Below are 25,048 nucleotides of genomic sequence, written 5' to 3'. Positions count from 1 at the left end.
TAGGAGCCATTGATGTTAAACTTGAAGTACCTACATTATACCCACATCTATGAAAAATAACAATAGGGAAACCTGGTTAAAAGTAAGACTTTCAGAAGATGAACGCACCAAGTTACAAAGTTACGCTAACTCAAAAGGTTGGTCTATGTCACAGGTTGTCCGCGAATACATTCGCAAACTACCAAAAAGTAACACAAAGTGACGCTAATTATGCACTAGATTAATTCTCCCTCTAAAGAACCTTAGACTGCTTTTTTCGGGGGTTAATTCCCTTTGTTGTAGCGAGTTCTATATAATAGAAGTTTTTCCAAGACAAATCCCGTGAATGATTTATTGAGAGGCATTAATCTCTATCTCATCGGTATGATGGGTGCAGGTAAAACGACGGTGGGGAAACTGTTGACCAAACAGTTAGGGTATCGCTTTATCGATACGGATGAGGTGATTACGCAAGTTGCGGGTCAGTCGATTAACCAATTTTTTGCGGAACAGGGCGAGGAAGCGTTTAGAACGTTAGAATCTCAGGTACTCTCAGAATTATGCGCTCATCAACGCTTGGTGGTGGCGACGGGAGGCGGTATTATTTTAAAGCGGACAAACTGGGGTTATCTGCGTCATGGTTTAATTGTGTGGTTGGATGTTTCCCCAGAAGATCTTTATCAACGCTTACAGGGAGACACTACAAGACCTTTACTCCAACATGATAATCCTTTAGGTCGATTGCAAGAGATTATTGAACAGCGAAAGCCTTTTTATGCTGAAGCTGATGTCAAAGTTACGGTTACTCAAGATGATACACCGGAACAGGTGATGAGTAACATTCTAGAACTGATTCCGACGGTTCTCAAAGCAGCATCTAAAAAGACATCTCAAGCGACTTCTCAACCCTTTGAGGACGAACAAAATTAAGTTGTCAATCCTTTTTTTCCGTAAATTTCATCGAAATTCCCATGACCTATCGTAATCCGACGCCCACTGTTGATATTATTATTGAATTAATCGATAAACCCGAACGACCGATTATTTTAATCGAACGTCGTAACCCGCCCTACGGCTGGGCTATTCCGGGGGGTTTTGTTGATTATGGAGAATCGGTTGAAACCGCAGCTAAACGAGAAGCTCAAGAAGAAACGGGATTAGCGGTAGAATTAATTGAACAATTTTATGTTTATTCTGACCCAAATCGTGACCCGCGTCAACATACTTTATCGGTTGTTTTTTTAGCCACTGCAAAGGGAGAACCCCAAGCCGCAGATGATGCAATAAATTTAGAGATTTTTGAACCCTGGCGTATTCCAACGAATCTCTGTTTTGATCACGATCGCATTTTGGCTGATTATTTACGTTATCGCAATTTTGCCATCAGACCTCGGCTTTGACAGTGATCAGTAAACAACCGTAGAGGTAATATGATATCCGATTGATTAATGCCTAGATTGAATTTTTGATAGAATCTTGTATTGGTAACGTGCGAACTTTCAGATCTTTGTAAAATTCCTCTTGAGTTAATTCTACTTTAGATTGAGCTGACAACAACAACAACGCCCAGAAGATGCCGACGCGATCATTTTGAGGTTGATGAACTAAATTGGCTTCATCGGAAGACTCAGACTCTACAGAGGTCATTTCTAGGGTTTTTGTATTGCCTGTTTCAACAAGATTTGCATCAGACCATAAGACTAAAAGTTGTTCTAAATCTAACCATTCTCGACTCAACTCTGACCATTGATCACTGAGTAACTGTTCTAATTTTTTTGCGGTTTCGGTTAAATTTTCTTGGTGAGCGAGTTCAGCGATCGCTCTGGCGGCTAGGGCTTGTTTGGAAGTCCGGCGACGTTTCGGATGCTTTTTTTGATCCGCCATCGCCGTTGCCATTAATTGTAACTGATCAATCAATTCTTGCAACGTTACACGGCGTTTTTGAGGCGTTTTTCCGATGACACGCCGACGAATTTGATGTTCTAGATTTTTCGGGCGTTGTAGTGGATCTAAGCCATTTTCAGTATCAACCAATTCTTCTTCGATGATCAGTTCTTCCTCTGTTTCTTCAGCCTCAAGCGACATTAAACTGTCAGCTTTGAGTAAAACTAATATCGAAGCATACAAAAACGCTTGACCCGACTGAGACAATGAGGCAAAATTTTGACCGGGAGAAGAATCTTGTTGCGGGGTGAGTTGACTTAAGTAGCGATCAATCACTTCAATCACTTGTACATCCCAAGGGTCAATTTCTCCTCGTTTCGCTAAGTCAATTAACAGGGCGATTCCTTCGGAGAGTTGATTTAAAGCTAATTTTGGTGTTTCGACAATCATTGAATTTCCAAAGGTTAACGTGCAGCTTCAGTGAATAGTGATCGGTGTTGACAAATGATTGACTTGACGATTGATAACAGTTAACGATATTGTAATCAATTATAGACATTCAGTGAAAGTTTCTCTATTTTGTCACACTGAATCCATTAAAGCACCCCAACATTCTCATCTTTATCTAACCTTGACAGACGATTTTGATCAAGAATTTAATTCCGCTTCGGGTAAAACGCCAACCCTCGATCACCCCTTGGTTTCATTGAGATCGAAGGTTGACAATACTCCAATGATCCATCCGTCCCGAGAAGAAGCTTTACAGCAAATTCGCTCCCGTTTGCGTCCTGGACAGCAACAAATGGCAGACTGGGAAGGGGGATATTTGGGGGTTTCGGCGGTTCCAGGGGCGGGAAAATCGACGGGAATGGCTTCTGCTGCCGCTATTGCGATCGCCCGCTATCATTTGAATACTCGGCGTCAGTTAGTGGTGGTGACGTTTACTCGGGCGGCGGCGGCGAATATTCGCTCTAAAATTGAGACAGAATTGAAAAATATAGGCTTACCGATGGGCGGTTTTATGGTGTATACGCTACACGCCCTCGCCTTGAATATCGCTCGTCAACATCCTGAATTATCGGGTTTAGATCTAGAAAATTCGACTCTTATTTTACCGACACCCAGTAACCGTTTAACGCGCACTTGTGTAGAATTATGGATGAATGATTATCCTCGCCATTATCAACGGTTAATCGAAGGAATGCAGTTTGATGGGGAAGAAGCAGAACGTTTGCGGCGTCAGTCGGTTTTGCGAACAGAAGTTTTACCCGACTTGGCTTGGAAAGTGATTCAAGAGGCGAAAAGTTCAGGTTTAAAACCCCATGACTTACGAGAGTTAGCCACGAAAATTCCCGATGAATATGACATTTTAGGAATTGCTGCCGGACTTTATGAAAATTACCAAAAATTACTCACTGAACGTCAGTTAATTGATTATGACGAGATGATTTTAGCTGCCTTACGGGTACTCGAAAATGAGCGAGTTCGTCAACAATGGCAAGAGCGAGTGTTTGCAGTATTTGAAGATGAGGCTCAAGATTCGACTCTTTTACAAACGAAGTTATTAAAAATATTAGCAACGGATGATTTAGCCTCGGAAAAAGTATTTAATTTAGTGAGAGTCGGTGATCCCAATCAAGCGATTAATTCAACCTTTACTCCGGCTGATCCGATTTATTTTCGCGACTTTTGTCAAGACTGTCAACAGATGAATCGTTTGGCAACAATGGATCAAGCGGGTCGGAGTTCACAGATTATTATTGATGCAGCTAATTTTGTGTTAAAATGGGTTAATCGTTCTCAATTAGCTGGAACAGAAAAGCCCTTTCAAGAACAAGAAATTCACCCCGTTCCTAAAGATGATCCGCAACCTGATTCTAATCCCTCCCCAACGGGTTTAGGGTTAGAACTCTATCGACCTATTGATATTTATCATAGTGTCGAATTAATCGCTCGGCGAGTGATTGAATTAATTACAGAAAATCCCGAGGGTAAATTTGCCATTTTAGTCCGGGAAAATAAACAAGGGGAATTTATTTCTAATTTGTTTAATCGTCCCGATGAATATAATTTTAAAGTGGATATCAGACCCCATCCGATTAAAATTTATGATGCGTCTCAAGCCGCCCGAAATTCTCGTATTCCCGCCGAAATCTTATCGCTATTACAATTTATTGATCGTCCTCATTCTCCAGATTATCTGAAAGCGGCGTTAAAAGTCTTTAGCGATCGCCAGTTAATCCCCAATCAAGATTTTAACATTTTAGTGATTCAACCCGAACAATTTCTTTATCCGGGGCCGCTTGACCCGCCTCAGCCTGAAGCGGTTCGTAAATGTCGATATTTTTGTCGGAGTTTGTTGCAAGCGCGTTTAGAACTTCCACCTTTTCAACTGATATCATTTTTGGCGTTAACGTTGCAATATGAACAAAGTGAGTTAGCGACAGCCGATAAATTAGCGGAACGAATTGTTAAACAAACTTCGGGAAAAAATTCAATCCCAGCTATTGTTAACGTGTTGAATGAAATTGTCAGTTCAGAACGATTTGAAACCGTTGATATTGATGATGAAAATCAATCCAACGAGAGTGTATTTACGCGCCCTGGACAGCTAACAATTATTACCATGCACAAAGCCAAAGGTTTAGACTGGGATTATGTGTTTTTGCCGTTTTTACATGAACAAACCATCCCCGGAAATCTGCGAGTTTTACCTCAAAGTCGCTTCCTCGGAGAGTTTACCCTTTCAGAAGTTGCCCGCGCCCTAATTCGGGCTTATTTACATGATCAAAACCCTTTACCAGATGTTATCACAGCTTGGAAACAGGCGAGAGATTTAAAAGCAGCAGAAGAATACCGTTTATTGTATGTAGCAATGACTCGGGCGAAACGTTTATTATGGATGTCTGCGGCTACTAAAGCCCCTTATTCTTGGCATAAACCGGAAAATTTACAAGACCAAAAACCTTGTCCGGTTTTACCTGCGTTGAAAGAACGTTTTCCCAATCATTTTAAACCATAATCCATTAAATTGTAGGGGCGGGTTTAAACAGTTACCAGTTACCAGTTACCAGTTACCAGTTACCAGTTACCAGTTACCAGACAACAGTGAACAGTAACCAGCGCAAATGCTAGAATAGAACAGAACAATTTTAATAATGAATATGATGCTTTCTCATTCATGCAATTATTCTATTATCTCTCACAAAGATTATCTCGAAGGCGAAAAAGTCAGCCCGATAAAACATGAATATATTCGCGGCGAGGTTTATGCAATGGCGGGGGGAAGTGATGCCCATGAAACCATTGCGGGAAACTTGTTTGTTTTACTCAGAAATCATGTGAGAAGCCGGGGGGGTTGTCGCGCCTATATTGGCAATATGAAAGTCAAAATTGACGCGGCAGATGTTTATTATTATCCTGATTTATTGGTAACTTGTGATTCCCGCGATCAAAATCCTGATGATTTTAAACAATATCCTCGTTTAGTTGTTGAAGTGTTATCTCCCAGTACCGAAGCCTTTAACCGAGGCAATAAATTTGCTGATTATCGACAGATTGAAACCTTAGAAGAATATGTATTAATCAGTCAAGATCAAATTAACGTTGAATGTTTTCGCCGCAACGAAGAAGGGCGCTGGGTTCTTTATCCCTACAGTAAAGAAGATGAACTCGAACTCGCTTCTATTGGCTTTAAATGTGCTATTATTGAACTGTATGAAGATGTTTTGGGGTTAAATTAAGGTGAATTAACCGGAAGAACAGATGCAGTGACTTTGTTACTTTTTAAGATGCCATCTTCCATATAAACGGTGCGATCGGCAATATCCAAAATTCGGTTATCATGGGTAACAAGTAAAATAGTACACCCTTGTTCTTTTGCCAGTTTTTGCATGAGTGTCACCACATCTCGCCCTGATTTACTATCTAAAGCTGCGGTGGGTTCATCAGCGAGAACTAACTGAGGACGACTAACTAACGCCCTAGCAATAGCAACCCGTTGTTTTTGTCCGCCCGAAAGATTATCAGGATAATGGTTTAAACGATTTCCTAAGCCGACTTCATCGAGAATATTAGCCGCCATTTTCTTCATTTCTGCAACCGAATATTCTGGATGAATTTCTAAGCCCATCTGAACGTTTTGTAAGGCAGTTAAACTCCCATGTAAATTATGGGCTTGAAAGATATAACCCGCAAGCCGACGCGCTTGAACTAATTGTTCTGAAGTCGCCCCACAGAGTTCTTTTCCTAAGAATTTTAGGCATCCTGATTGTACACTTCGCAAACCCCCAATTAAGGTTAACAATGTTGTTTTTCCTGAACCCGAAGGCCCAGTCATAATCACAATTTCACCTGCATTAATTTCTAAATTAATATCAAATAATACCTGTTTTCGTTGTTCACCTTGACCAAAAAAATGATTCAGATGTTCAATGGTAATGACGGGTTGAGAAGAATTGTTCATCATCGTTAATTGTTGTGGTAGATTGGGTTTATTATTATAAAATTCCTTTCGGAATGGGGCGGGTTTATCTAAATGATTGATATAGCGGTGTGCGCTCGTATGAGATACAAACCAGAAACCCGGTTTCTAGCAGAAACCGGGTTTCTACCCAACACATAGATTTTTGCGGAACCCGCCCCTACAAAACTTTTGTCATCGGAATGGGGCGGGTTCAGAACAATATATATTTCCCCGAAAGCACCTCAATAAACCCGCCCCCTTTTTTTTCATTTAATATTAGAATGGTTTTCACTGTTGGGTTGAACCAGGAAACCCAACCTACTATTTTTACCTTAAAACATATCAGCCGGATCAGCAGATTGTAATTTTTGTGTAGCAATTGCGCCAGACATAACACACATTATTAACGTTAAAAGTAGCACCGTAATTGCTCTAATTTGAGTCATCATAATCGGTAAAGAAGTCGCTTTTGCAGCCACATGATATAACCCAATCGGTAAAATCAACCCTGGAATAAACCCCAAAAAGGCTAAAATAACCGCTTCTTCAAATACAACTGCTAACAAATAACGATGACGATAACCCATTGCTTTAAAAGTAGCATATTCCTTAATATGAGCGCTGACATCAGTTGATAAAACTTGATAAACAATCACCACCCCGACAACAAACGCCATCCCAGTTCCTAATGTAAAAATAAATCCAATCGGACTTTCTTCTTGCCAATATTTTAGCTCATCTTCAATAAATTCTTCAATCGTCATTACTTCGACATCTTCAGGAAGATGTTGTTTCAACGCTTCAGCAACAACAGTAGAATCAGCTTCGGGTTCAACATGAATTAACCCTAAACTGACACTCCCCGCATCTCGACGCGGAAACAACATTAAAAAGTTTTGATCGCTCGTCATCAACACCCCATCCGTTCCAAAAGAAGCCCCTAAAGAAAACAGTCCTTTAACGGTAATTCTTCGTCCTTCTGCTTCTGTAGAAACCCAATTTCCCTCGCTAATTTGTGCAATTACATCCTGGTATTCACCCCGAGCTTTGCGATCAAATAATACCACATCTGGAATTTTAATTTTATCTAGCTGTTGATTAACTTCGGGAATATTAAACGCGGGATAATTCGGATCAAATCCAACCACTTGTAAGGGATTATCCTCACGAGTTTGGGGATTTTTCCAGTTAATATTTTGAGAATACAACCCATGAGCAGATTCTACACCGGGAACATCCATCGACTGATACAATCTTCGTCGGGTAAATGTTGATAAATTTTGGGTATTTTTAGCTTTGGGACTGACTAATACAATGTCTGCATTTAAAGCCCCGCGAATCTTAGTATTACTATCATAAAGAGATTGTTGAAACCCCATTTGCATGAACATTAAAACATCTGCAAAAGCAATCCCCGAAATCGCGACTAATAAGCGACTTTTACTGTGACTCAGTTGTAACCAACCCAAGGGAGTTCGTCTTTTAAAGGATTGCAGCCATTTGATCATAATTGCACCTCAACTTGCACTTGCAAATTGGTGAATTTTGCTGCGGTTTGACTCGAAGCTTCATCTAAACGAACATGAACTTCCACGACTCTTGCATCAATGTTTTCACTCGGATCAGCATTAATCACGCTTTGTTGCTGCACTTTGCGATCAATACGCTCTACTGTTCCTGTTAATATTTCAGGTAAGGCTTCACTGGTAATTTTTGCCGTTTTTCCCAGTTGAATTTTTTGAATATCACTTTGATAAACTTCGGCGATCGCATACATTTGTTGAGTGCGCCCAATTTCTACAATTCCTTCATTAGAAACCACTTCCCCCGCACGTGTATGAATATCCATCACCACACCATCTTGGGGCGATCGCACATAAACCTGTGCTAAATTGGCTTCAGCTTGTTTGACTGTGGCGATCGCTCGATTAACTTCGGTTTGAGCAAGTTGTACATCCACAGGGCGAACTTCTGCTAAACTTTCTAATTGCGATCGCGCTTGACTAATTTGTTGATCTCCGGTACTTTGAATTCGACTTAGGGTAACTTCAGCTTCGATAATTTGTTCTTTTGCAGTGCGGTTAATTCGCTCTAAATTCGCTTCAGCTTCGATAATTTGTTCTTTTGCGGTACGATTAATTCGCTCTAAATTCGCCTCAGCTTCGGCTATTTGTTGGCGACTGGTTTCCACACTCAACCCTTTACTATCAAAGGAGGATTGAGAAATGGCGCCTTCTGTGTACAATTGTTGATAACGTTGATATTCTGCTTCTGCGTTGTTCAGTTCCGCCCTCAACCTGCCAATAGTTGCTTCTTGGGCGTTGCGTTCCCCTTCCCACTGGGCTTGAATGCGGCTAATCGTTGCTTCTTGGGCGTTGCGTTCCCCTTCCCATTCGGCTTGAATGCGTTGGAGAGTGGCTTTTTGAGCGGCTTCATCCCCGAGTAATTGCGCTTGAAGGCGGCTAATTTGCGCTTCTTGAGCGGCGAGATCTCCCGATTTTGCCCCCGCTTTAACTTGCTCTAAACGCGCCTTAGCAACTTCCACGTCTTCTTTAGCCCCTTCTAACTCAGCTTGTAAGCGATCGCGGGAGTCCAAAATTGCAATAATTTCTCCGACTTCTACGGTATCCCCTTCTTTGACTAATAATTCTGCAATTCGGTTTTCCTGGGTGGAAGTCGAGGCTTTGAGTTTAATCACTTCCCCGTCGGGTTCTAAGCGCCCCAAAGCGGTGACAGTTTGGATTTTTGGCGCAACAGTTACGGCGGGAATGACTTCAGAAGACGGCGATCGCAAGGGCAAATAAATCGCTACACCGCCGATTCCTATAAGCGCAATACTTGCTAATGTTAACCACTTTCGGGGGAAAGCTTCTGGTATTCTGGCTGCATCCTGCATCACAGGAACTCCTTTAAGAGCAAAGATTTAACTAAACCGTGTAGTCTTCTTACTAAACAGTTTAGTTAAAATAAAAGAGACTGTCAACCTCAAAACAAGAATGGAATCGTCAAATCCCCCAAAACCCCCTCGTCGTAAAGCATCAGACAAAGCAGAAGCCATCCTGGAAGGGGCGATGCAAGAGATCATGGCTTCGGGGTATGCAGCCGCGAGTATGGATCGAATAGCAGCCGCCTCTGGTGTGTCAAAACCCACGCTTTACAATTATTTTCAGGACAAAGAAAGCTTATTTATTACGTTAATTGAAAAATTAGTAAAAGAAAAATTTCAAGACTTTTTTACCCCCCAACATTTCCAAGAACCCCTTCCACCCGGAAAAGGAGAAATCTTGCTGCGTCAATTGGCAAAAAAAATAGTAGAAGATGCCGTAAATCAACCGGAGTTTCTTGATTTTATGCGAATTATTGTCGGTGAATCCGGTCGTTTTCCTGAGTTAGCCCGCACTTTTACTCGCACGATTAAAGTCACTGCTTTTGAGTCTATTACGCATTTATTTGCCAATTGTCCCGAACTAAAAACCCATGATCCAGAAGTTGCCGCCCGGATTTTTTTAGGAACAATGGTTCATTATGTGATTACCCAAAAACTGTTACATGGTGAGGATATTTTACCAATGGATAGCGATCGCCTAATTGATGGTTTAATAGATTGTTTAACCCGTTCAAACTGATGGGCAGATGGGGAGAGAAGAAAGAAACTGGTAAGGGTAATTGATGAATTACCCCGACAAAACTGTAAACTGTAAAAACGCGCTATGATAATCAACTGAAGATTAAGAAATGTAAAGAGCTTTGACTGCTAGCTTAAAATCACCAGACCCAATTAAACAGCCAACCGCTTGGCATCGTCTTCGTACCCACTGGGAAGGCGGAGAGGAAAAAGTCCGTCAAGGCTTACCCCATAGCCAACTGTCTCCTGCGTGGCAAATTTTATTACTGGGGGATGGTTCCCCAACTCGTCACTTGCAACTGTTGACGGGAGAACCCACAGAAGTTGATGTGATTGATATGTCCCCGGTGGGGATGGATATGGATAGCGCACCCGATGCGATCAAATGGGTTCCAGGGCCACGATTGCGACGACAGGTTTGGCTAAAAACGGCATCAGGACAACGGCTAGCCTATGCAGCCTCTTGGTGGGAAGCCAGTCATGTTGATGAATATTTGCAAAACCGTTCCCTGCCGATCTGGGCAAGTTTAGCCCGTCTAAGAACAGAATTATACCGGGATGTACAGGGACTTTACTATGGAGATTCTAAGGCTTTAGAATTGGCTTTTGGAGAAACGGGGCCTTTTTGGGGACGTCATTATTTATTTTGGCATCATGGTAAACCGTTAACGCTGATTTATGAGGTATTTTCGCCCTATTTAACCCAATATTTAGGGCCGATGCAGGGGGTTAAACAGTGAACAGTTTTGTCGGGGTAATTGATAAATTTCCCGTACCAGTTAATAACAACTGATATTCAACAATCATAAATTCGGAGAACAGCGTGGGTTACGATTTTGATGCCATAATCATCGGGAGTGGTGCAGGAGGCGGTACGGTTGCATTTTCCCTCGCCACCGCCGGAAAACGGGTTCTATTAGTCGAACGGGGCCTAAGATTTTCCGACTCAACAGCCTTCCAAGATGAACGCCGAATGCTTATAAATAAAGAAGCCTTCGACGATCGCAATATTGAAGTCAACGGACGCCAAACCCGCTTACATATTTCCGGTATACTTGGAGGCGGAACTTCCCTTTATGGCGGAGTTCTCATTCGTCCCAGTCGTTATGACTTCCATCCCGGTAAATATTACAGCGAATGGCTTCCCCGTCATCTCTGGGACTGGCCGATTACCTACGATGATCTCGCTCCCTACTATGACAAAGCCGAACAATTATTGCAAGTTAGCGGCGCCGCCACTCAACTTCCTAACGTTGAAACCCCAACCAACGGTTATCCCTGCGATGTTCCCGCTTTAGCCCCCATCAACCAACACCTGGAAAAAGCCATCCAAACCGCAGGCTTTACCCCGTTTCATTTACCGTTTGGAATTGATTTTAATCGCTGTTTACGTTGTCCCACCTGTCCCGGTTTTTATTGTCCGAATGATGCGAGGGCATCTACAACGGTTCGGTTAATTGATCAACTCCTTGAAAATGGCAATTTACAGCTAAAAACCCTCACCGAAGCCGATCGCTTAGTTACCAACACCCAAGGGAAAGTCACGGGAGTTGAATTAAAAGATCGCCAAACCGGTAACATTGAACAACTCACGGCTAAAGTTTATATTCTCTCCGCAGGCGCGATCGGTAGTCCCGTTATCCTGCTAAAATCGGGCTTAACCGGACGCAGCGACCAATTGGGGCGAAACTATATGTTTCACTGTGGCGCCCTTGCAGCAGGCTTTTTTGCCGGGGAAACAGGCGGCGCTGACAGTTTGATCAAACAACTTGGCTTCACCGATCTCTATCTCGGTTCCCCAGATTTTCCTCATAAACTCGGACTCGCCCAAACCGTCCCCGTTCCAGGGCCACTTTCGATCCAAGCAGAACTTCCCTTTCCCCTTCCTAACGCGATCGCCCGTTTTCTCCTCAAACGAATGTTAGTCATTACCGGGTTAGTCGAAGATTTACCGCAACCCGAAAATCGCGTCGAACTGGGTAACAATGGAGAAATTCGTCTAACTCACCGCTTCCATCCCTACGATGTCTACCGTTCCAAGTATTATATGCGTCAACTGAGAACCGTATTTCGTCAGGCGCGGGCTGTTTTTACCTATGGTGTCACGGGGGATAAAGACGAAGTTCATACCTCCCACCAAGCCGGAACGACTCGTTTTGGCACAGATCCACAAACAAGTGTACTTGACCCGGATTGCCGTTTGCACGACCATGATAACGTGTTTGTGGTAGATGGGGGATTTATGCCCAATTCTTTGGGGGTGAGTCCGGCTTTAACGATTATGGCGAATGGGTTGCGTGTCTCAGAAGTGATCAAGGAGGTTTGTTAGATGAAGAAAACTGTTGTGATTACCGGAATTTCAGGAACTTTAGGGAGTGCGTTGGGAAAGGTTTATATGCAGCAGGGTTGTCATGTCGTTGGAGTGACTCGTCAACCCAACTTACAGGGGGAAGGCTATAACGAATTATGTGTTTCTCCCCAAGAAACGATTGAAGATGCCCAAAAATTGTTTAGTTATGATCCCGATGTTGTGATTTTAAATGCGGGTCAAATTGAAACCGAAGTGGGAGAGGGGGGGGTTCCTCTGGTAGAATTAGTCGAGTCCATGAACCGGGTTAACTACACTTGGCCGGCTGTTGTTGCGGTAGAAGCGGCGAAACAAAAACGCGATCGGCTTTTGGATGTCATTGCAATTGGTTCGATCGCTGATGGGAGTCCGTCTTGTTTTGGGCCGGTTTATCATTCGGGGAAAATTGCCCTTCATTATTATTGGTCAGGTGTCGGGCCGATTGTTTATTATGCCAGTGACAAGATGATTCGTCTACGGTTTTACCGTCCGGGGGTAATAGCAGGGCCGTTAGCTTGGGCGCCAGTGAACCGTTTAAACGAAAAAGCCTACAAAATTCGTGAAAATCGCGTTAATTCTGCACCCTCAGCCGATCACGTTGCTGATAAAATTGTGAATTGGATTGAGAACAGTAAACAATGGGTGGGAACTTACGATGAACCGTTTAGTTTCTTAATCTTTAAATACCTATTTGCTTTATTTCCCAATCAGTTCTATCGCCTACAATTATTAGGTTGGCCGAGGGGTAGCAAGTTTATTAAACCTGCGGAAAAATAAACTGTAGGGGCGCAAGGCATTGCGCCCTGATCTGAACTGTTTTTTGAACGAAACGGCTTTCAACGGCGATCGCACAAATTCAACCCGATTTCTATTGATAAACCGGGTTTTTAATCTCACTGTGTCTCAGAGATATTGACCGGCAATTTCAACGGCGCGATCGCTACTGTAAGAATCGACAACAATAATATCGTCGGAGAGCCTCGATTTGAAGGGTTGATCGTGTTAATTTTTCGTTAATTTATTGCGGAGAAAGGCGGCAAGTTATTCCGATCAGACTAAAAATCACAAAACTAACCACCAAATTGGGTTCGGGGATGTCCTGAGTTGGAGTGGGTTCAACAGTTGGAGTGGCTTCAGCCAGTTTAATTTGAAAGGCTAACTGAGACTGAACCGGGGTGATTTCTTCCCAAGTCATGGTAGATTCTCCCAACAGTTGAAAACTCCCCGCCACATCTGAAATTTGCAGGATATCCAACCCCCCCGTTTCCGCAACCGCATGGGATTCGCCATCGAGAGATATTCCATCGAGTAGCAGATTACTGAGTAACATTGAACTTCCGGCTTGGGTGGCACGGGTACGCAGAAAGAAATCAGAAAAGGGGTTACTGTAGGTGTGGGTTAATGTGCGATCGCCTATGGTAAACTCGACTAAATTGGAAACGGCATCGTAGAATAATTCAAAGGGTTGAGATACGCCAGAAACCCAGTTAAATTGTTCTGTAACTTGTGGATCTCCGGGGTCTGATTCGTGCAAATTCAGTTCGTAGGTGGCGGTACCGTTATTATCGCCAATTCGTCCCTCTGCAACGAACGCCATATCGGAAATTAAAGCGTTCATTTCGATATCGGAAGACAAGCGAGTTAAAGTTACCGCCTCCGCCGATAACGTGCCGCCAACCCAACCGAATGTGCCGAAAAGAATTGTTGCAGCCAGTCGATGCAATTTCATTATTATTGACTCCCAAATATTGACCGAAAAATTCGGAACGCCCGACTTTTTTGAGGCTGTATTTTTTAAGTCGGGCGATGGTAGATTTAACCCAGTTTGGATAGGGTAGAATTTCTGCGTCGCAGTTGAGAAGCGCCCATCAATAAACCAACAGCAACGACAGATAAAGCGGTTGCGGGTTCGGGTGTTTTGGGTGGGGGCGGGGTTTCAACGACGGAGAGTTGATTAACCATTGCAATCACATCATTATCGCATTCGGGCGCGAGATGGGCGGTGAAGAAACCATCTGGAAGCAAAGAACGAGCTACACTAAAGGTGAGGGTTTGTGTACCTGTGGCTCCAAATTGACCGAAATTTAATCCTAAATTGGTGATATCGTTAATGAGATTAACATCGCCAATTTTAGTCCCGGAAGCGATAACATTTTGAATGTGATGATCGGGATTAAAGTAAGGATCTGCGGCAGTTAAATCACCAATTGTTGGGTTTCCGCCATGATTTCTGATCCAGTTATTATATCCTCGCAAACTGGCATCTGTTAATAGCAAGCCGTTTTCTTGGGCTATCGTTTTCGCCGTGACATTATTATATAATCCCAGTTCGGAGACACCGGAATCATTATTATTTGCCCAACGAATACCAAAAAGTTGACCCGCACCACTGGCAGCGTCTAACGTCTGTCCGCTAAAATTGAGGAATAAATCGCCCCATCCGATATGATTATCCTCTGCATAGTCACTGGTGGTTCCCTCGTAGGGTAAATGACTATTAACGGCAAAAATTACTTCATCTGCGGTTTGTTTTATCGCCATTCCGTAGATTTCGTAAATCGTGCCGCCGACATTATAACCGGACATACTATCATTAAAAGAATCGATGCTGTAATACCAATCCCCGGATAAAACTCCCGCACGGGCGGTTTCTGTTGAGAGAAAGGGAACTAGATTAATACTCGCAGCAATTAAACCCACCGTTAGGGTTTTTGTGTATGAGTTTGCCATGTTTTTAATTACCTCGCGATGACAATAGCAGACAGTTAACGTATTTGAGTCGGGTTTGAAATCAAGCTAAGTCTTTTAAATAAATTTTTGCCGTCTCTAAAGCCGATTCTACTACTGTATAAAAGACCGTATAACTGGTAGTATACATGACCCGATCCTCCTAAAAAATACTTGATTAAGTCTGAGCAAAAGTGCTAGACTTACGAACAAGAAAAAATATTCAACGATGTGACTTGGAGCCATCAACCGTTTTGAGTTGCGAAATATTTTAGATTCTTAATTTTGCATCAGAATCTAGCTTTGTTTCTGGGGGTTACTCGAACTTTTCCTGAATAAGAGTGGATTGAACAGATTCTTACCACTGAAAGGGTTTGCAATGGTGAGTGTTGTGAAGAATCTCTGAGATCCCTTGTTTCACTCAGACCATTTAACTAACTGTATAACTTAGAATAAAAGATTTATTGATCCCAAGCAAACCCGTTTAAAAACGCTGGAAACCCTTGTCAATTAAGGGACAAACCTTATCTATCAAAAAAAACCTTGGTATTTTTGGGTTTTTCTTAAAGTTTTTTAATATCTTTTTATATTTAAGCCATGAAAAGCGGAAGACGTTTGAGTTGGAAGTTAGGTAAGCAAAATGCAAAAATATTAGTTGCAGCCTTAAATGGTTTGGCGAATGGACAACTCGACGATACTAACCTCGGTAAAGAGGTTCAGGTGGAGTGGGATGGAAATCATCTCTGGGTGAAAAAGACAACCCTTCACGCTTTAAGCAAGTTAACCCAGGAATGGGGTGAGAAAATTGATACGGAAAAAATTCGCAATGCAATTAGATGTTTGGAAGAATTGGGATTTCTCGAAGATAAACGCAGTAAAACCAACTCAAAGACAAAGACGGGTTCTAAAGTATGGCGGTTTTTGCTGAAATTGGTGAATACAGAACCCCAGAAAAACCTGGATTGGTTATTTGGGAAAGAGGGTGAATTGGGTGAATGGGATGTAAACTACAAACAACTGAATAAACCTTCTCAATTCTCTCACAATGGTCAACAGAGTTATCAAGAAATCATACCGGATATTGAAGAAAATTTTCTTCGGTGGAAAGTTAAGCAAGAAGTATTTTACAGTTCTCCCCCCGCCACCTGTTTAGCGGGTAAAGAACCTGTTTTTTTTATTGAGACGGCTATTTCTTACCTGTTACCTTTGAGAGTTTATGTTCATATAGAAACCGATTCTCTAAATCATAGTTTAACATTGAATGAATCTAAAATTTTTAATCCTAGCAAAAATTCTTCCGTTCCCAAAAATCAATCAATGGAACAGTACAGCCATTTTAGCGAATATAAAGAAGCGATCGCCCATTTATTTAAAAACAATATTTATCCTTATTTGTTCAAAAAAACCGGATTAAAAATTACCGTGTTGAGTAGTTTACCTCCGGCTATGGGTTTAAACTCGGGCGGTGCTTTTGCTTTGTGTTTTGCTCAGGGTTTAGTCGATAAATATTTGGATTTGGAAAAGTACAAACAGGGTTTTGGGCGGGAAAATGCGGATAAACAAAAAGTTATTTTAGAATTGGCATTGGAAATAGAATCTTGTTTTTATGACTATACTCGCAATTATTCATTGTAAAAAATCGCTGGATTTTCTGGGAATTAAAATTTAATTAAACCTTGAAAAATTTACCGCAATATGCTTTTATTTCCCTTTTTGGGGGTTGGGTTGGGCGATCCCGTGAGGTACTTCCCAAAAACCCGGTTTCTCAATATAAACCGGGTTTTTAATTGAATTTTACGGTTATTGTGGGGGCGCAAACAAGAGCGCCCCATTGGTCACTGATTACTGTTCACTGTTCACTGATATCAACCCGCCCCTACGGTGTTATGCGGCGACGGGTTTAACCCACGATAACACCGTTTCTACCGGACGAAACCCTACTGACTCATACAGATGATTGGCACCCGTGAGGCTTTGAGAGTCTACACTCAATTTAACAGTATCAGCCCCGATTTGTTGGAGTTGACGCATTCCTGCAAATAACATCGCTCGTCCTAAACCCATGCGTCGGAAACCCCGTCGAGTTCCCAACCATTCGATCCAACCTGTACGAATGTTACGATGGGGTTGAGGTTTCAGACGACAGCTACACATCGCCGCAAAGGTGCCGTCGGGGGCGATCGCAATGATGTCTAATTCCGGTTGATAATCGGGGAGGGTATGCCAATATTTGACGGTTTCTGCGATAATATCGTAGTGGTTCCAGTGATCAACAAAGGATTGATTATACATTTCAACCCAAGCCGGAATTTGATCGGGATTTTTTAAATAAGACAGTTGAAATCCTTGACTAAGTTCGGGTAAGGGTAAGGGTTGATTGAGCGATCGCTCTAAGGTCAAGAATTCTCGTTTAATTTGAAAGCCTTGTTGATTAAATAATACCGCCCGATCTACTTGATCATCTCGACTATCGGTTAACAGTCGTACAGGTCGATCTTTCTGTCTTCCGAGGCGTTGTAAGTGTTTTTCACTCCATTGAATTAACTCGGTTTCTAAGCCTTGATGTCGAACATCGGGATGCACGAATATCCACAGATTTCCATCAATTTGAGTGGTTGATTCTTGATGTTCTATTAAGGCTAAACCGATGAGTTTACCGTTGTAGTTTTCGATGAAGTAGGTATCACAATGGCGTTCTAAATCCGGTGAATTCAGAATTAGTTGAAATTCGGCTAGGGATACATCTTGATCTAAGCGATCATAGGCTGCACAAATATTGACTAAAGTGCTGATCGAACTTCGGTCTGTTGCTTTTTGGTAAGATCGTCTCGTTAACGTTGCTAACATCATAAGATTTTATTCGGTGTTACGAATGGTTTTGAGAATAGGGATTCGATTATCGAATTGAAAGCTATTTTTTCCCAGTTTTTGGGAAAATTGGTAATAAAAATCCTTCGGAATTGAGTTGAAATTTGCCGAAATACTCTCATTCCCTAAGAGAATTACCCGCAAACTCATTTCCTAAATTCCAAAAATATAATTGTGAAAAAGAGAACAACAAACTTCAGCAACCTTTCAAGATTGCCAAAAATTTAATGTTCTCAAGTTAGACACTCATAAAAAAATTGACCTGTTTTTAGGTTTCTTGGTTTTTCTCTAAATCGAATCAGGTTGAAAGGTGTCGCCAGTTCGACCTCTGGCTCCTGGAAAGCAACCGAACCTGATTTTTGTTGACCAAACGCTTAACTCTGCTAAGTAAAGAAGGATTCCACCTCCAAGGAGGGATTTACCCTTTTTCTAAAGGATGTCTTGTTTCTTTTGAGTTGATCGGAAGAAAGTCGTTAATATACTCCCCCCAAGCTTACTATAATCTCCACTCTCTGGTTTTGTCAAGGTCGAGTTGAGACTGAAGGCAAGGATCGAAGTATATGTTTTCAAAACCTATCCTTTTGAACCGACTTTTTAAGATAATTTTCTCATCAAGGCAAACAGCTTTTGAGCGGTGATTTCCCAAGAAAATTGTTGTGCTGTTTCTTTGGCTCTTTGACGAATTAAAGCTTGATTTTCATCATTTATTACCCGATGTAGTTGTTGTCTCAAAGACTCAATTTTAGGTTCGGCCCAATGGGGTTTATTTTTAGGTTTAAAAAATTGAGTATCATAACAGTTACCGACGGGTACTAAATCATATTCAATCGGATAGCAGTTTGTTGGGTTCGCATATTCAGTCGGCCCGCCATAAAGGGGCATAATCACAGGTAAACCTGCGGCGAAAGCATCGAGAATTTTAATAGCAAATCCTTCCCCACGAAAGGGAGCAACAACGACATCTGAAAACCAATATAATTGGGCTAAATTCGTTTTATTTAGGAGTTTTCGGAGGATATAAATATTGGGCATTTTATCTCCAAATTTTCGACGAAGATTGACAACTATTTCGGTCACGTTTTGATTATTGCTTCCGCCATCTTTGATCACTAAAAGTACATGAGGATTGCCCCAAAATTCTTCACAAAATGCAGGTAAAAGTAAATCCGTACCAAACCGATATAAATCCCAGGAGTTTGTTAAATGTAAAAACCGTTTAATTTGGGGTGATTTTTGTTGATTGACTTGAGATTCTAGTTCTGAAGAATTGAAGAAAAGGGGATTTGCTCCCAAAGGTAAAACTGAAACCTCTGATTCGGGACAACCTGCTTGTAATAAAACTTGTTTACAATAGTGACTAACGGCTAATTTGTGATAGGAATTATGAAGGGTTGATTGCATCCAATCATCACAGGATTTAGAATTCTGGGAAAATTCATAATTGATGGCAAAAAGTTCAAAATTGAGATGACCTCTAAGCTGAATATTTCGCACCGTTTCCCAATAGTGTGACCATTTAATTTGAAACAGTTCTGAAGGGGATTGTTTCATCAAATAGTCTAGCAGCTTTTTCTCTTGATCACTGATCACTTTTAAAGCATCCCCGGAGATTTCTGAGGGTTCTATAGAAACAGGAACCCCAAGTTCAAACAGGGTTTTAGCTAAACTGAGCGTGATATCAGCAAAGGAATTAAAATATTTGAAATTGACATTAAAATGAACCATGAAAACAGTGACCATGAAGAGGTTTCAGTAAACAGTGAATAGGTAACAGATGACCAGGAAAAGAACTGATATAGCACTACGCATAACGGTTAGGACATTGGTAAATGCTGAAAATATTTTCTGCTGGCACTTTTGCCCTTCGGGTTCAGCAGTTGCTCTCTTGCAAACTTTGCTCTCGACGGAAACCGCCAAGCCGCAAGTTTGCGCTCCTTGATGGAAACCACCAAGATCGCACTGCTTCACCTCTTGCCTGTTGCCTTTTGCCTAGCGCGTAGCGCTATAACTGCATCACTGTAAACTGTAAAGACTTACTCAGTAGCTTGACCAATTGCCGGACGAACCAAAATTACAGTACAATCACAATTGCGAGCGATCGCTTCAGGAATATTACCCTGAATCACCTGTTTGAGCATCCCTTCACGACTGGCGCCTAAAACCACAACATCACAATGTTCACGATAGGCAAAATCAATCACCGCCTCGGGGACAAAATCAGAAGTAACAGCAGTCATTCTAACATTAGCATTCAATAGAGAACTCAACTCATCAGAAGTATCTTCCCAAACTCGTTTTTCAGGAGTCGTAATCGCTTTACTCATCACTTTTAACAGTCGAATTTCCGGTTGATGACTCAACTGCATCAAAGCAGGTAAAAGTTGTACTGCAACAGAGTCTTTCGGATCATCACGTATGGGTACTAACCAACGTTGCCAACCTGACAAAGAATGTAACCGGAGTTTTCGTTTCGTATTAAAAGGATCAACCACGTGGGGCCATTTGACTAAAATTACTTCAGAACCCACCTGTCGGATAATCACATCAACGACATTCCCAAAAACACGATCAGTCGTCGAAGATTTACCCTGCCAACCCATCAAAATCAAATCAATATGTCGCTCTTTCGTCGTTTCGAGAATGGCTTGAGCAATATCGTGAGTGACTCGAACTTGAGTATGAATCGGAATTCCCCAGGCTCGGCCCATTTGTTCAGCTTGTCGCATCAAACGCCGACTTTTGGTGAGTTTAACAGAGGTTTCACTGGGCGAACGATGACGGGGAATCGTAATCACATTCAGGCATTCTATCTCATAATTTCGTTCTCTGGCGATCGCGGCGGCAATTTCTAATAGAGCGGGTGCTGTTGTCGGGTTGTAGAGAGAAACCAACATCCGTCCTTTTCCGAGTTGAGGCGCTCGCGTTTGATAGACGATATAGGAAGGTTCTGGATGCAAACCCACCTGAGTATCTTCTCCACTAATCAAGCCCAATTCTGCTTTAATAATATCGCTGCGGGTGATAATTCCCACCAGATGACGACCTTCAACAACCGGGAGGCGACTGGGTTTATATTTAGCTAACAGATAAACCACTTGACTGAGCGTTTCCTCCGGAGCAATTGTAATCGGTTTAGCGGTCATAAACTTGCTTAAGGGAGTCTCCTCGGGCAAATTTTGCTTACTCGCATTGCTCAAATCTCTTTGAGTAACAATCCCAACCAGTTTGCCATCTTCAACGACGGGAAAGCCTCGGTGTTGTGAACGAGAAAATTCTTGTCTAACTTCTAAGAACGTTTGATGAACCGATAGAGTTTCTACCTGACGCTGCATGACATCTCTTGCTTTTAACTGTTTCCAGGCTTGGCGCTCAAGGTCATCTTCTTTTAACTCAATACCACTTAATTGTAATAGGCGATCATAGAGAGACTGTTTATCAATTTTATCGGAGACAAAGTAGGCGACAATCGAACAAATCATTAATTGCAACACCAAGTTAAAATCTTGGGTAATCTCAAAAACAATTACAACCGCAGTAATCGGCGTGCGAGACACCGCACAAAAGAAAGCCCCCATTCCCGCATAGGCAAAGGTTGTCGAGGGTTCCAAGCCCACTAAGTTAAATTCCCAGATGCCAATCAATTTCCCCAAAGCCGCCCCCAAAACCAGCGAGGGGGCAAATAAACCTCCGGGTGCTGAAGAACTTGCCGCAATAGTTGTCAGGGCAAAATGAGCGACAAAGGCGAGGGCGATGGTCGTCCAGACAATATCCCCACGCAGAATGACTTCTCGTAAACCTGCATTGTTGCGAAATTCCATCGGCAAAAAAGAAACAATTAACCCACACAAAAACCCTGCTAATGCCATTCGTACAGGTAATCCTAAGCGAAAGGTTCGGCGGCTAAATTTGAGGGAAGAGACAATTCCTCGGCTAAATAGGGTGCCGAGTAAACCTGCGGTGATGCCTAAAATGATATAAAAGGGAATTTCACCCAGTTGTAGGAACGATTGCTCTGAGTAGCGTTGTAGCAGTGCTGCTGAGTGGGTTTCAAAGTCGGGATTTCGACCTTCTAAGATGCGGGAAACCACCGCCCCAATAAACGAAGCGATAATCGCAGGGCCGAGGGTGAGGCCGGAAATGTCGTGGAGTAAGTCTTCAACGACAAATAAAACTCCCGCAATGGGGGCGTTAAAGCCTGCGGCTAACCCGGCGGCGGCACCACAGGCGACAATCTGGCGTCTGTAGTTGGGGGAAGTCGGTACCCAACGCCCTATCCAAGCGGCTAAGGCGGCGCCGATTTGAACGGTTGGCCCTTGTCGTCCCAGGGTTAAACCGGAACCCATTGTAAACATCGTCCCCAGAAGTTTGGAGATGGCGACTCGCAAATCTAAAGAAATGGGTATTCCACTTAAAGCTGCTTTGACTTGAGGAACGCCGCTTCCGGTGGTTTCGGGGGCAAATCGTTCGACTAAAAATCCTGTTGTAAAGCCGCCTATTAAGCCAACAGCCGGTAAAAACACCCAAGTTGGTAGGGGGCCGTAGAGGGAACCATACATCCGCCATGACCCTAACCATCCCGCTCCTTCTCGTAAGAAAAAGGCTGCAAGTCCAGAAACTAAACCGATGAGACAGGCTTCAAGGATGGCAAAGCGTCTGGGAGAGTTGGGTTGTAGGACTTGAGTCGCGACAACTTTGAACTGTTTTGAAAGCTGTTCAGGAATAGAAATTCGCAACATATAATATTGAGGACTGGGGCCTATTGTCAGGATATCAGCTAGGATCAAGAGTCATGGGTTTGACTGATGCAATTTTCCTCAAGCTACCCCACTTTTGAGTATGACAATGTTCGCTACAGACTCTCTTTATCAATCACCAGTTTTTACAGTGACCAGTTTTTACAGTGACCAGTTTTTACAGTGACCAGTTATCAGTGACCAGTGACCAGTGACCAGTTATCAGTTATCAGTTATCAGTGACCAGTGACCAGTGACCAGTGACCAGTTATCAGTGACCAGTTATCAGTTATCAGTGACCAGTGACCAGTGACCAGTTATCAGTGACCAGTGACCAGTTATCAGTGACCAGTGACCAGTGGGGACAGTTATCAGTTATCAGCTTCTCCGCTTCCCCTACTTCCCCCGCTTGCCCTGCTTCCCCTGCCATATATTATCGTGGCCGAACTCCGGTCTAAAAAAATGTTAAAATTAACCCTAACTGATTCATGCAAAATCGAGCAGCATAGATGCTCACCGGGTTGCAAATATTGGGGAGATGGGAATATGAGCAATATCGGTATGAACCGGATGCGGTTACAGTCCTACCACCAGATTAAACGTCTTATAGAATACCACGAACAACGCCATCGCATTTTATCAAAAAAAATTGATAAGCGAACGACGTGCAAATATAATGCTCATTCTGCTTTTTTGCTTTGTGCGATTAATCCCAGTGGCCCTTGTTCGGAGTGCCAGGATTATCATCCTAAATAATGTTAGTATCTCAACCTTTATCCTGAAAGATCGCCTAGAATTTGGCTATTTATTTTGAGAGAAACACTCCCATTCTTTAACCTCAGCCGCCGATTGCGTAATTCTCAATAAAGGCTGTTGATTTTCTGGGTTTACCGCTTCTGTTTCTTGATCTAAAACTTCAACGACTTGGTGATAAATTTCCTGGGCTTGTTGGGGGGAATTGCCAATACAGGTTAACCCCAATTTTCCAAATTCCGATAAACATCCTATTAAATGAAAGACGGTTCCAGTTTCTGTGCTGCTGTCAAAATGTAAGTGATGATCGGCGACAATATCCATTAAGTCATCGGGGAGTAATCCCTGATAGCGTTGACTCTGTAAATTATCAGAAGCCCTATAAAATTTTTGCTTTCCTTGTTGGCTATAAAATAAACCTGTTGAACAGTCATAATGTCCGTTGGTTAGGAGTTTTAAGGTCATAAACGGATGGGTTGTTCCTCCTCGACGCAAGTTTATTTCTATTGCATAAATCTCCCAAGCTTCATTCTCTCCATCATCCCGACGTACTGTTATAAAATCTAAGCCAAACCGTTCTAAAGCCCCTTTTTGTGCTAAGTTTTCGCCCACTTTTTGACCCATTTCTTGCAAACGCAATCGATAGGCTTGATCGGCTGGAAATCGACAGCCTTCAAAAATTTGACCATCTGGCCCTCCTAAAATTTGGTCGTGAGTTGAGAGAATTTCAACAGTATTATTAGGATGAATTAAGCATTGAACACTGGGCGATCGCTTTATTTCTCCTTCGATAAAGGCTTCAACAATGGCTCCGAGATCGGCAATTCTCTTCTGAAATTTTTCCCAGGTTTCATCGGGGGCTTGAAACCGCAATTTTGGTAAGCGATCGCGAATCGTTTTTAGGCGTTTTTGTCGGGTTAATTCTTCAATTTGAGGTAAATCTAATAACGCATTTCCTTCACCAGAAAATCCTTCATTCAATTTTACAACTAGACGTTTTAATTGGGGTTTACGTTCCCATAAATCTGTTGCAACTTCGACTAAATCTTCTCCGGTAAAAACTAAGGAACTCCCATCTGCATGAGGAATATTACACTCTGCAAAAATTTGCCGACTTCCGCTTTTGGTTCCCCAGTGTAGCAAATCGGGATCAGCCGCTAATAAAGGGATTCCTAATAAAACTGAAAGTTCTCGTTCAAAAGAAGTAGAATTGTAGCAAACCATGTAAGATTGTTTTGGACGCAAAACGTTAGCAATTCGTTCGATTAAACGGGGACGTTTGAGGATTTTTTCGGTGAGAGACTGGGAAGAACTATCATAAGTTGAGAAGAGTAATAAGCGATCGCGTGCATGAGGAAGTTTAATTCCCGGTATTAAATGCAAATAGTAATCGATGACCCGAGGATGAATGGGTTGAGAGGTCACATAAATTAGACGAATTCGGGGGTTTCGCAAGCGAATTAATGAAAATAGCAATCGTTCCTCGTATAGATGAACACCGGGAATTTTTTGGAGTTGTTGTTGATCGAGGGTGACGGATGGAATCACTAAAACATCGTAGTCATCTAAACTCAGTTTATCTACGGAAACTTGCTGACGGAGTTGATTTTGTAGAGACTGAAATTGTTTAATAATCTCTTCTGAGGAACTGCTAGATGCTGACATAA

At 42.3% G+C, this 25,048-nt stretch carries 20 protein-coding genes; 10 read left to right on the top strand and 10 right to left on the bottom strand.

Annotated features, from left to right (window positions below):
* The first annotated feature begins 321 nt into the window (after window positions 1-321).
* Both VB836_RS23415 and VB836_RS23410 read left to right on the top strand, forming a co-directional pair.
* Window positions 322-909, top strand: coding sequence for a shikimate kinase (locus VB836_RS23415; protein ID WP_323223045.1), 588 nt, complete (start codon window positions 322-324; stop codon window positions 907-909).
* Between the two features lie 41 nt (window positions 910-950).
* Complete coding sequence (locus VB836_RS23410; protein WP_323223043.1) at window positions 951-1,379, top strand: NUDIX hydrolase; 429 nt, start codon at window positions 951-953, stop codon at window positions 1,377-1,379.
* Between the two features lie 52 nt (window positions 1,380-1,431).
* Here VB836_RS23410 and VB836_RS23405 read toward each other — a convergent pair whose 3' ends face one another.
* Window positions 1,432-2,313 carry a segregation/condensation protein A gene (locus tag VB836_RS23405; protein ID WP_323223041.1) on the bottom strand — a complete coding sequence of 294 codons (882 nt, stop codon included), beginning with the start codon at window positions 2,311-2,313 and terminating at the stop codon, window positions 1,432-1,434.
* A gap of 181 nt (window positions 2,314-2,494) precedes the next feature.
* On the opposite strand from VB836_RS23405, the gene VB836_RS23400 reads away from it, so the two are divergent.
* Window positions 2,495-4,885: an ATP-dependent helicase gene (locus VB836_RS23400; RefSeq protein ID WP_407659738.1), complete on the top strand. Its 2,391-nt coding sequence runs from the start codon at window positions 2,495-2,497 to the stop codon at window positions 4,883-4,885.
* 142 nt (window positions 4,886-5,027) lie between these two features.
* On the top strand, window positions 5,028-5,606 hold the full coding sequence (locus VB836_RS23395; protein WP_323223037.1) for a Uma2 family endonuclease: 579 nt from the start codon (window positions 5,028-5,030) through the stop codon (window positions 5,604-5,606).
* On the opposite strand, the gene VB836_RS23390 is transcribed toward VB836_RS23395, so the two are convergent.
* From VB836_RS23390 to VB836_RS23380, 3 genes are all read right to left on the bottom strand, one after another.
* On the bottom strand, window positions 5,603-6,331 hold the full coding sequence (locus VB836_RS23390) for a DevA family ABC transporter ATP-binding protein (RefSeq protein WP_323223035.1): 729 nt from the start codon (window positions 6,329-6,331) through the stop codon (window positions 5,603-5,605). The genes VB836_RS23395 and VB836_RS23390 overlap by 4 nt on opposite strands.
* Before the next feature lie 329 nt (window positions 6,332-6,660).
* On the bottom strand, window positions 6,661-7,836 hold the full coding sequence (gene devC, locus VB836_RS23385; protein WP_323223033.1) for an ABC transporter permease DevC: 1,176 nt from the start codon (window positions 7,834-7,836) through the stop codon (window positions 6,661-6,663).
* Window positions 7,833-9,224 (bottom strand): efflux RND transporter periplasmic adaptor subunit, encoded by a 1,392-nt coding sequence (locus VB836_RS23380; protein WP_323223031.1) that lies wholly within the window; start codon window positions 9,222-9,224, stop codon window positions 7,833-7,835. The genes devC and VB836_RS23380 overlap by 4 nt, the downstream gene beginning before the upstream one ends.
* 100 nt (window positions 9,225-9,324) lie before the next feature.
* On the opposite strand from VB836_RS23380, the gene VB836_RS23375 reads away from it, so the two are divergent.
* The 4 genes from VB836_RS23375 (at window position 9,325) to VB836_RS23360 (ending at window position 13,077) form a co-directional block, all read left to right on the top strand.
* On the top strand, window positions 9,325-9,954 hold the full coding sequence (locus tag VB836_RS23375; protein ID WP_323223029.1) for a TetR/AcrR family transcriptional regulator: 630 nt from the start codon (window positions 9,325-9,327) through the stop codon (window positions 9,952-9,954).
* A gap of 121 nt (window positions 9,955-10,075) precedes the next feature.
* Complete coding sequence (locus tag VB836_RS23370) at window positions 10,076-10,693, top strand: chorismate lyase (protein ID WP_046281257.1); 618 nt, start codon at window positions 10,076-10,078, stop codon at window positions 10,691-10,693.
* A gap of 83 nt (window positions 10,694-10,776) precedes the next feature.
* Complete coding sequence (locus tag VB836_RS23365) at window positions 10,777-12,282, top strand: GMC family oxidoreductase (RefSeq protein WP_323223027.1); 1,506 nt, start codon at window positions 10,777-10,779, stop codon at window positions 12,280-12,282.
* Window positions 12,283-13,077, top strand: a complete 795-nt coding sequence (locus VB836_RS23360; RefSeq protein ID WP_323223025.1) for an SDR family NAD(P)-dependent oxidoreductase — start codon at window positions 12,283-12,285, stop codon at window positions 13,075-13,077. It abuts the gene before it with no gap.
* 241 nt (window positions 13,078-13,318) lie between these two features.
* Here VB836_RS23360 and VB836_RS23355 read toward each other — a convergent pair whose 3' ends face one another.
* A complete protein-coding gene (locus VB836_RS23355; RefSeq protein WP_323223023.1) occupies window positions 13,319-14,029 on the bottom strand; it encodes a choice-of-anchor W domain-containing protein in 711 nt (236 codons plus the stop codon).
* An 86-nt stretch (window positions 14,030-14,115) separates the two neighbouring features.
* On the bottom strand, window positions 14,116-15,030 hold the full coding sequence (locus VB836_RS23350) for an XDD3 family exosortase-dependent surface protein (protein WP_323223021.1): 915 nt from the start codon (window positions 15,028-15,030) through the stop codon (window positions 14,116-14,118).
* 594 nt (window positions 15,031-15,624) lie between these two features.
* Between VB836_RS23350 and VB836_RS23345 the strand changes: the two genes are divergently transcribed.
* Complete coding sequence (locus VB836_RS23345) at window positions 15,625-16,662, top strand: hypothetical protein (protein ID WP_323223019.1); 1,038 nt, start codon at window positions 15,625-15,627, stop codon at window positions 16,660-16,662.
* 249 nt (window positions 16,663-16,911) lie between these two features.
* On the opposite strand, the gene VB836_RS23340 is transcribed toward VB836_RS23345, so the two are convergent.
* From VB836_RS23340 to VB836_RS23330, 3 genes are all read right to left on the bottom strand, one after another.
* Window positions 16,912-17,877 (bottom strand): GNAT family N-acetyltransferase, encoded by a 966-nt coding sequence (locus VB836_RS23340; RefSeq protein ID WP_323223017.1) that lies wholly within the window; start codon window positions 17,875-17,877, stop codon window positions 16,912-16,914.
* A 612-nt stretch (window positions 17,878-18,489) separates the two neighbouring features.
* Entirely contained in the window at window positions 18,490-19,635 is a 1,146-nt protein-coding gene (locus tag VB836_RS23335) for a glycosyltransferase family 4 protein (RefSeq protein WP_323223015.1), read from the bottom strand.
* Between the two features lie 293 nt (window positions 19,636-19,928).
* On the bottom strand, window positions 19,929-22,631 hold the full coding sequence (locus VB836_RS23330; protein ID WP_323223013.1) for a chloride channel protein: 2,703 nt from the start codon (window positions 22,629-22,631) through the stop codon (window positions 19,929-19,931).
* A gap of 543 nt (window positions 22,632-23,174) precedes the next feature.
* Between VB836_RS23330 and VB836_RS23325 the strand changes: the two genes are divergently transcribed.
* Complete coding sequence (locus tag VB836_RS23325) at window positions 23,175-23,384, top strand: DUF6464 family protein (protein ID WP_072075580.1); 210 nt, start codon at window positions 23,175-23,177, stop codon at window positions 23,382-23,384.
* A gap of 45 nt (window positions 23,385-23,429) precedes the next feature.
* Here the strand turns inward: VB836_RS23325 and VB836_RS23320 are convergent, their stop codons facing one another.
* Entirely contained in the window at window positions 23,430-25,046 is a 1,617-nt protein-coding gene (locus VB836_RS23320; protein WP_323223011.1) for a peptide ligase PGM1-related protein, read from the bottom strand.
* Window positions 25,047-25,048 lie beyond the last annotated feature (2 nt).

Source organism: Limnoraphis robusta BA-68 BA1 (assembly GCF_034932365.1).
Taxonomy (GTDB): domain Bacteria; phylum Cyanobacteriota; class Cyanobacteriia; order Cyanobacteriales; family Microcoleaceae; genus Capilliphycus; species Capilliphycus robustus.
The sequence above is the reverse complement of the archived record's forward strand: the minus strand, read 5'-3'. Positions and strand labels throughout refer to the sequence as shown.

Coding starts and splice junctions, on each gene's coding strand:
- VB836_RS23340 (WP_323223017.1), bottom strand. CDS start 17,877: ATGATGTTAGCAACGTTAACGAGACGATCTTACCAAAAAGCAACAGAC.
- VB836_RS23330 (WP_323223013.1), bottom strand. CDS start 22,631: ATGTTGCGAATTTCTATTCCTGAACAGCTTTCAAAACAGTTCAAAGTT.
- VB836_RS23345 (WP_323223019.1), top strand. CDS start 15,625: ATGAAAAGCGGAAGACGTTTGAGTTGGAAGTTAGGTAAGCAAAATGCA.
- devC (WP_323223033.1), bottom strand. CDS start 7,836: ATGATCAAATGGCTGCAATCCTTTAAAAGACGAACTCCCTTGGGTTGG.
- VB836_RS23320 (WP_323223011.1), bottom strand. CDS start 25,046: ATGTCAGCATCTAGCAGTTCCTCAGAAGAGATTATTAAACAATTTCAG.
- VB836_RS23360 (WP_323223025.1), top strand. CDS start 12,283: ATGAAGAAAACTGTTGTGATTACCGGAATTTCAGGAACTTTAGGGAGT.
- VB836_RS23380 (WP_323223031.1), bottom strand. CDS start 9,224: ATGCAGGATGCAGCCAGAATACCAGAAGCTTTCCCCCGAAAGTGGTTA.
- VB836_RS23325 (WP_072075580.1), top strand. CDS start 23,175: ATGAGCAATATCGGTATGAACCGGATGCGGTTACAGTCCTACCACCAG.
- VB836_RS23395 (WP_323223037.1), top strand. CDS start 5,028: ATGATGCTTTCTCATTCATGCAATTATTCTATTATCTCTCACAAAGAT.
- VB836_RS23405 (WP_323223041.1), bottom strand. CDS start 2,313: ATGATTGTCGAAACACCAAAATTAGCTTTAAATCAACTCTCCGAAGGA.
- VB836_RS23375 (WP_323223029.1), top strand. CDS start 9,325: ATGGAATCGTCAAATCCCCCAAAACCCCCTCGTCGTAAAGCATCAGAC.
- VB836_RS23350 (WP_323223021.1), bottom strand. CDS start 15,030: ATGGCAAACTCATACACAAAAACCCTAACGGTGGGTTTAATTGCTGCG.
- VB836_RS23355 (WP_323223023.1), bottom strand. CDS start 14,029: ATGAAATTGCATCGACTGGCTGCAACAATTCTTTTCGGCACATTCGGT.
- VB836_RS23390 (WP_323223035.1), bottom strand. CDS start 6,331: ATGATGAACAATTCTTCTCAACCCGTCATTACCATTGAACATCTGAAT.
- VB836_RS23335 (WP_323223015.1), bottom strand. CDS start 19,635: ATGGTCACTGTTTTCATGGTTCATTTTAATGTCAATTTCAAATATTTT.
- VB836_RS23410 (WP_323223043.1), top strand. CDS start 951: ATGACCTATCGTAATCCGACGCCCACTGTTGATATTATTATTGAATTA.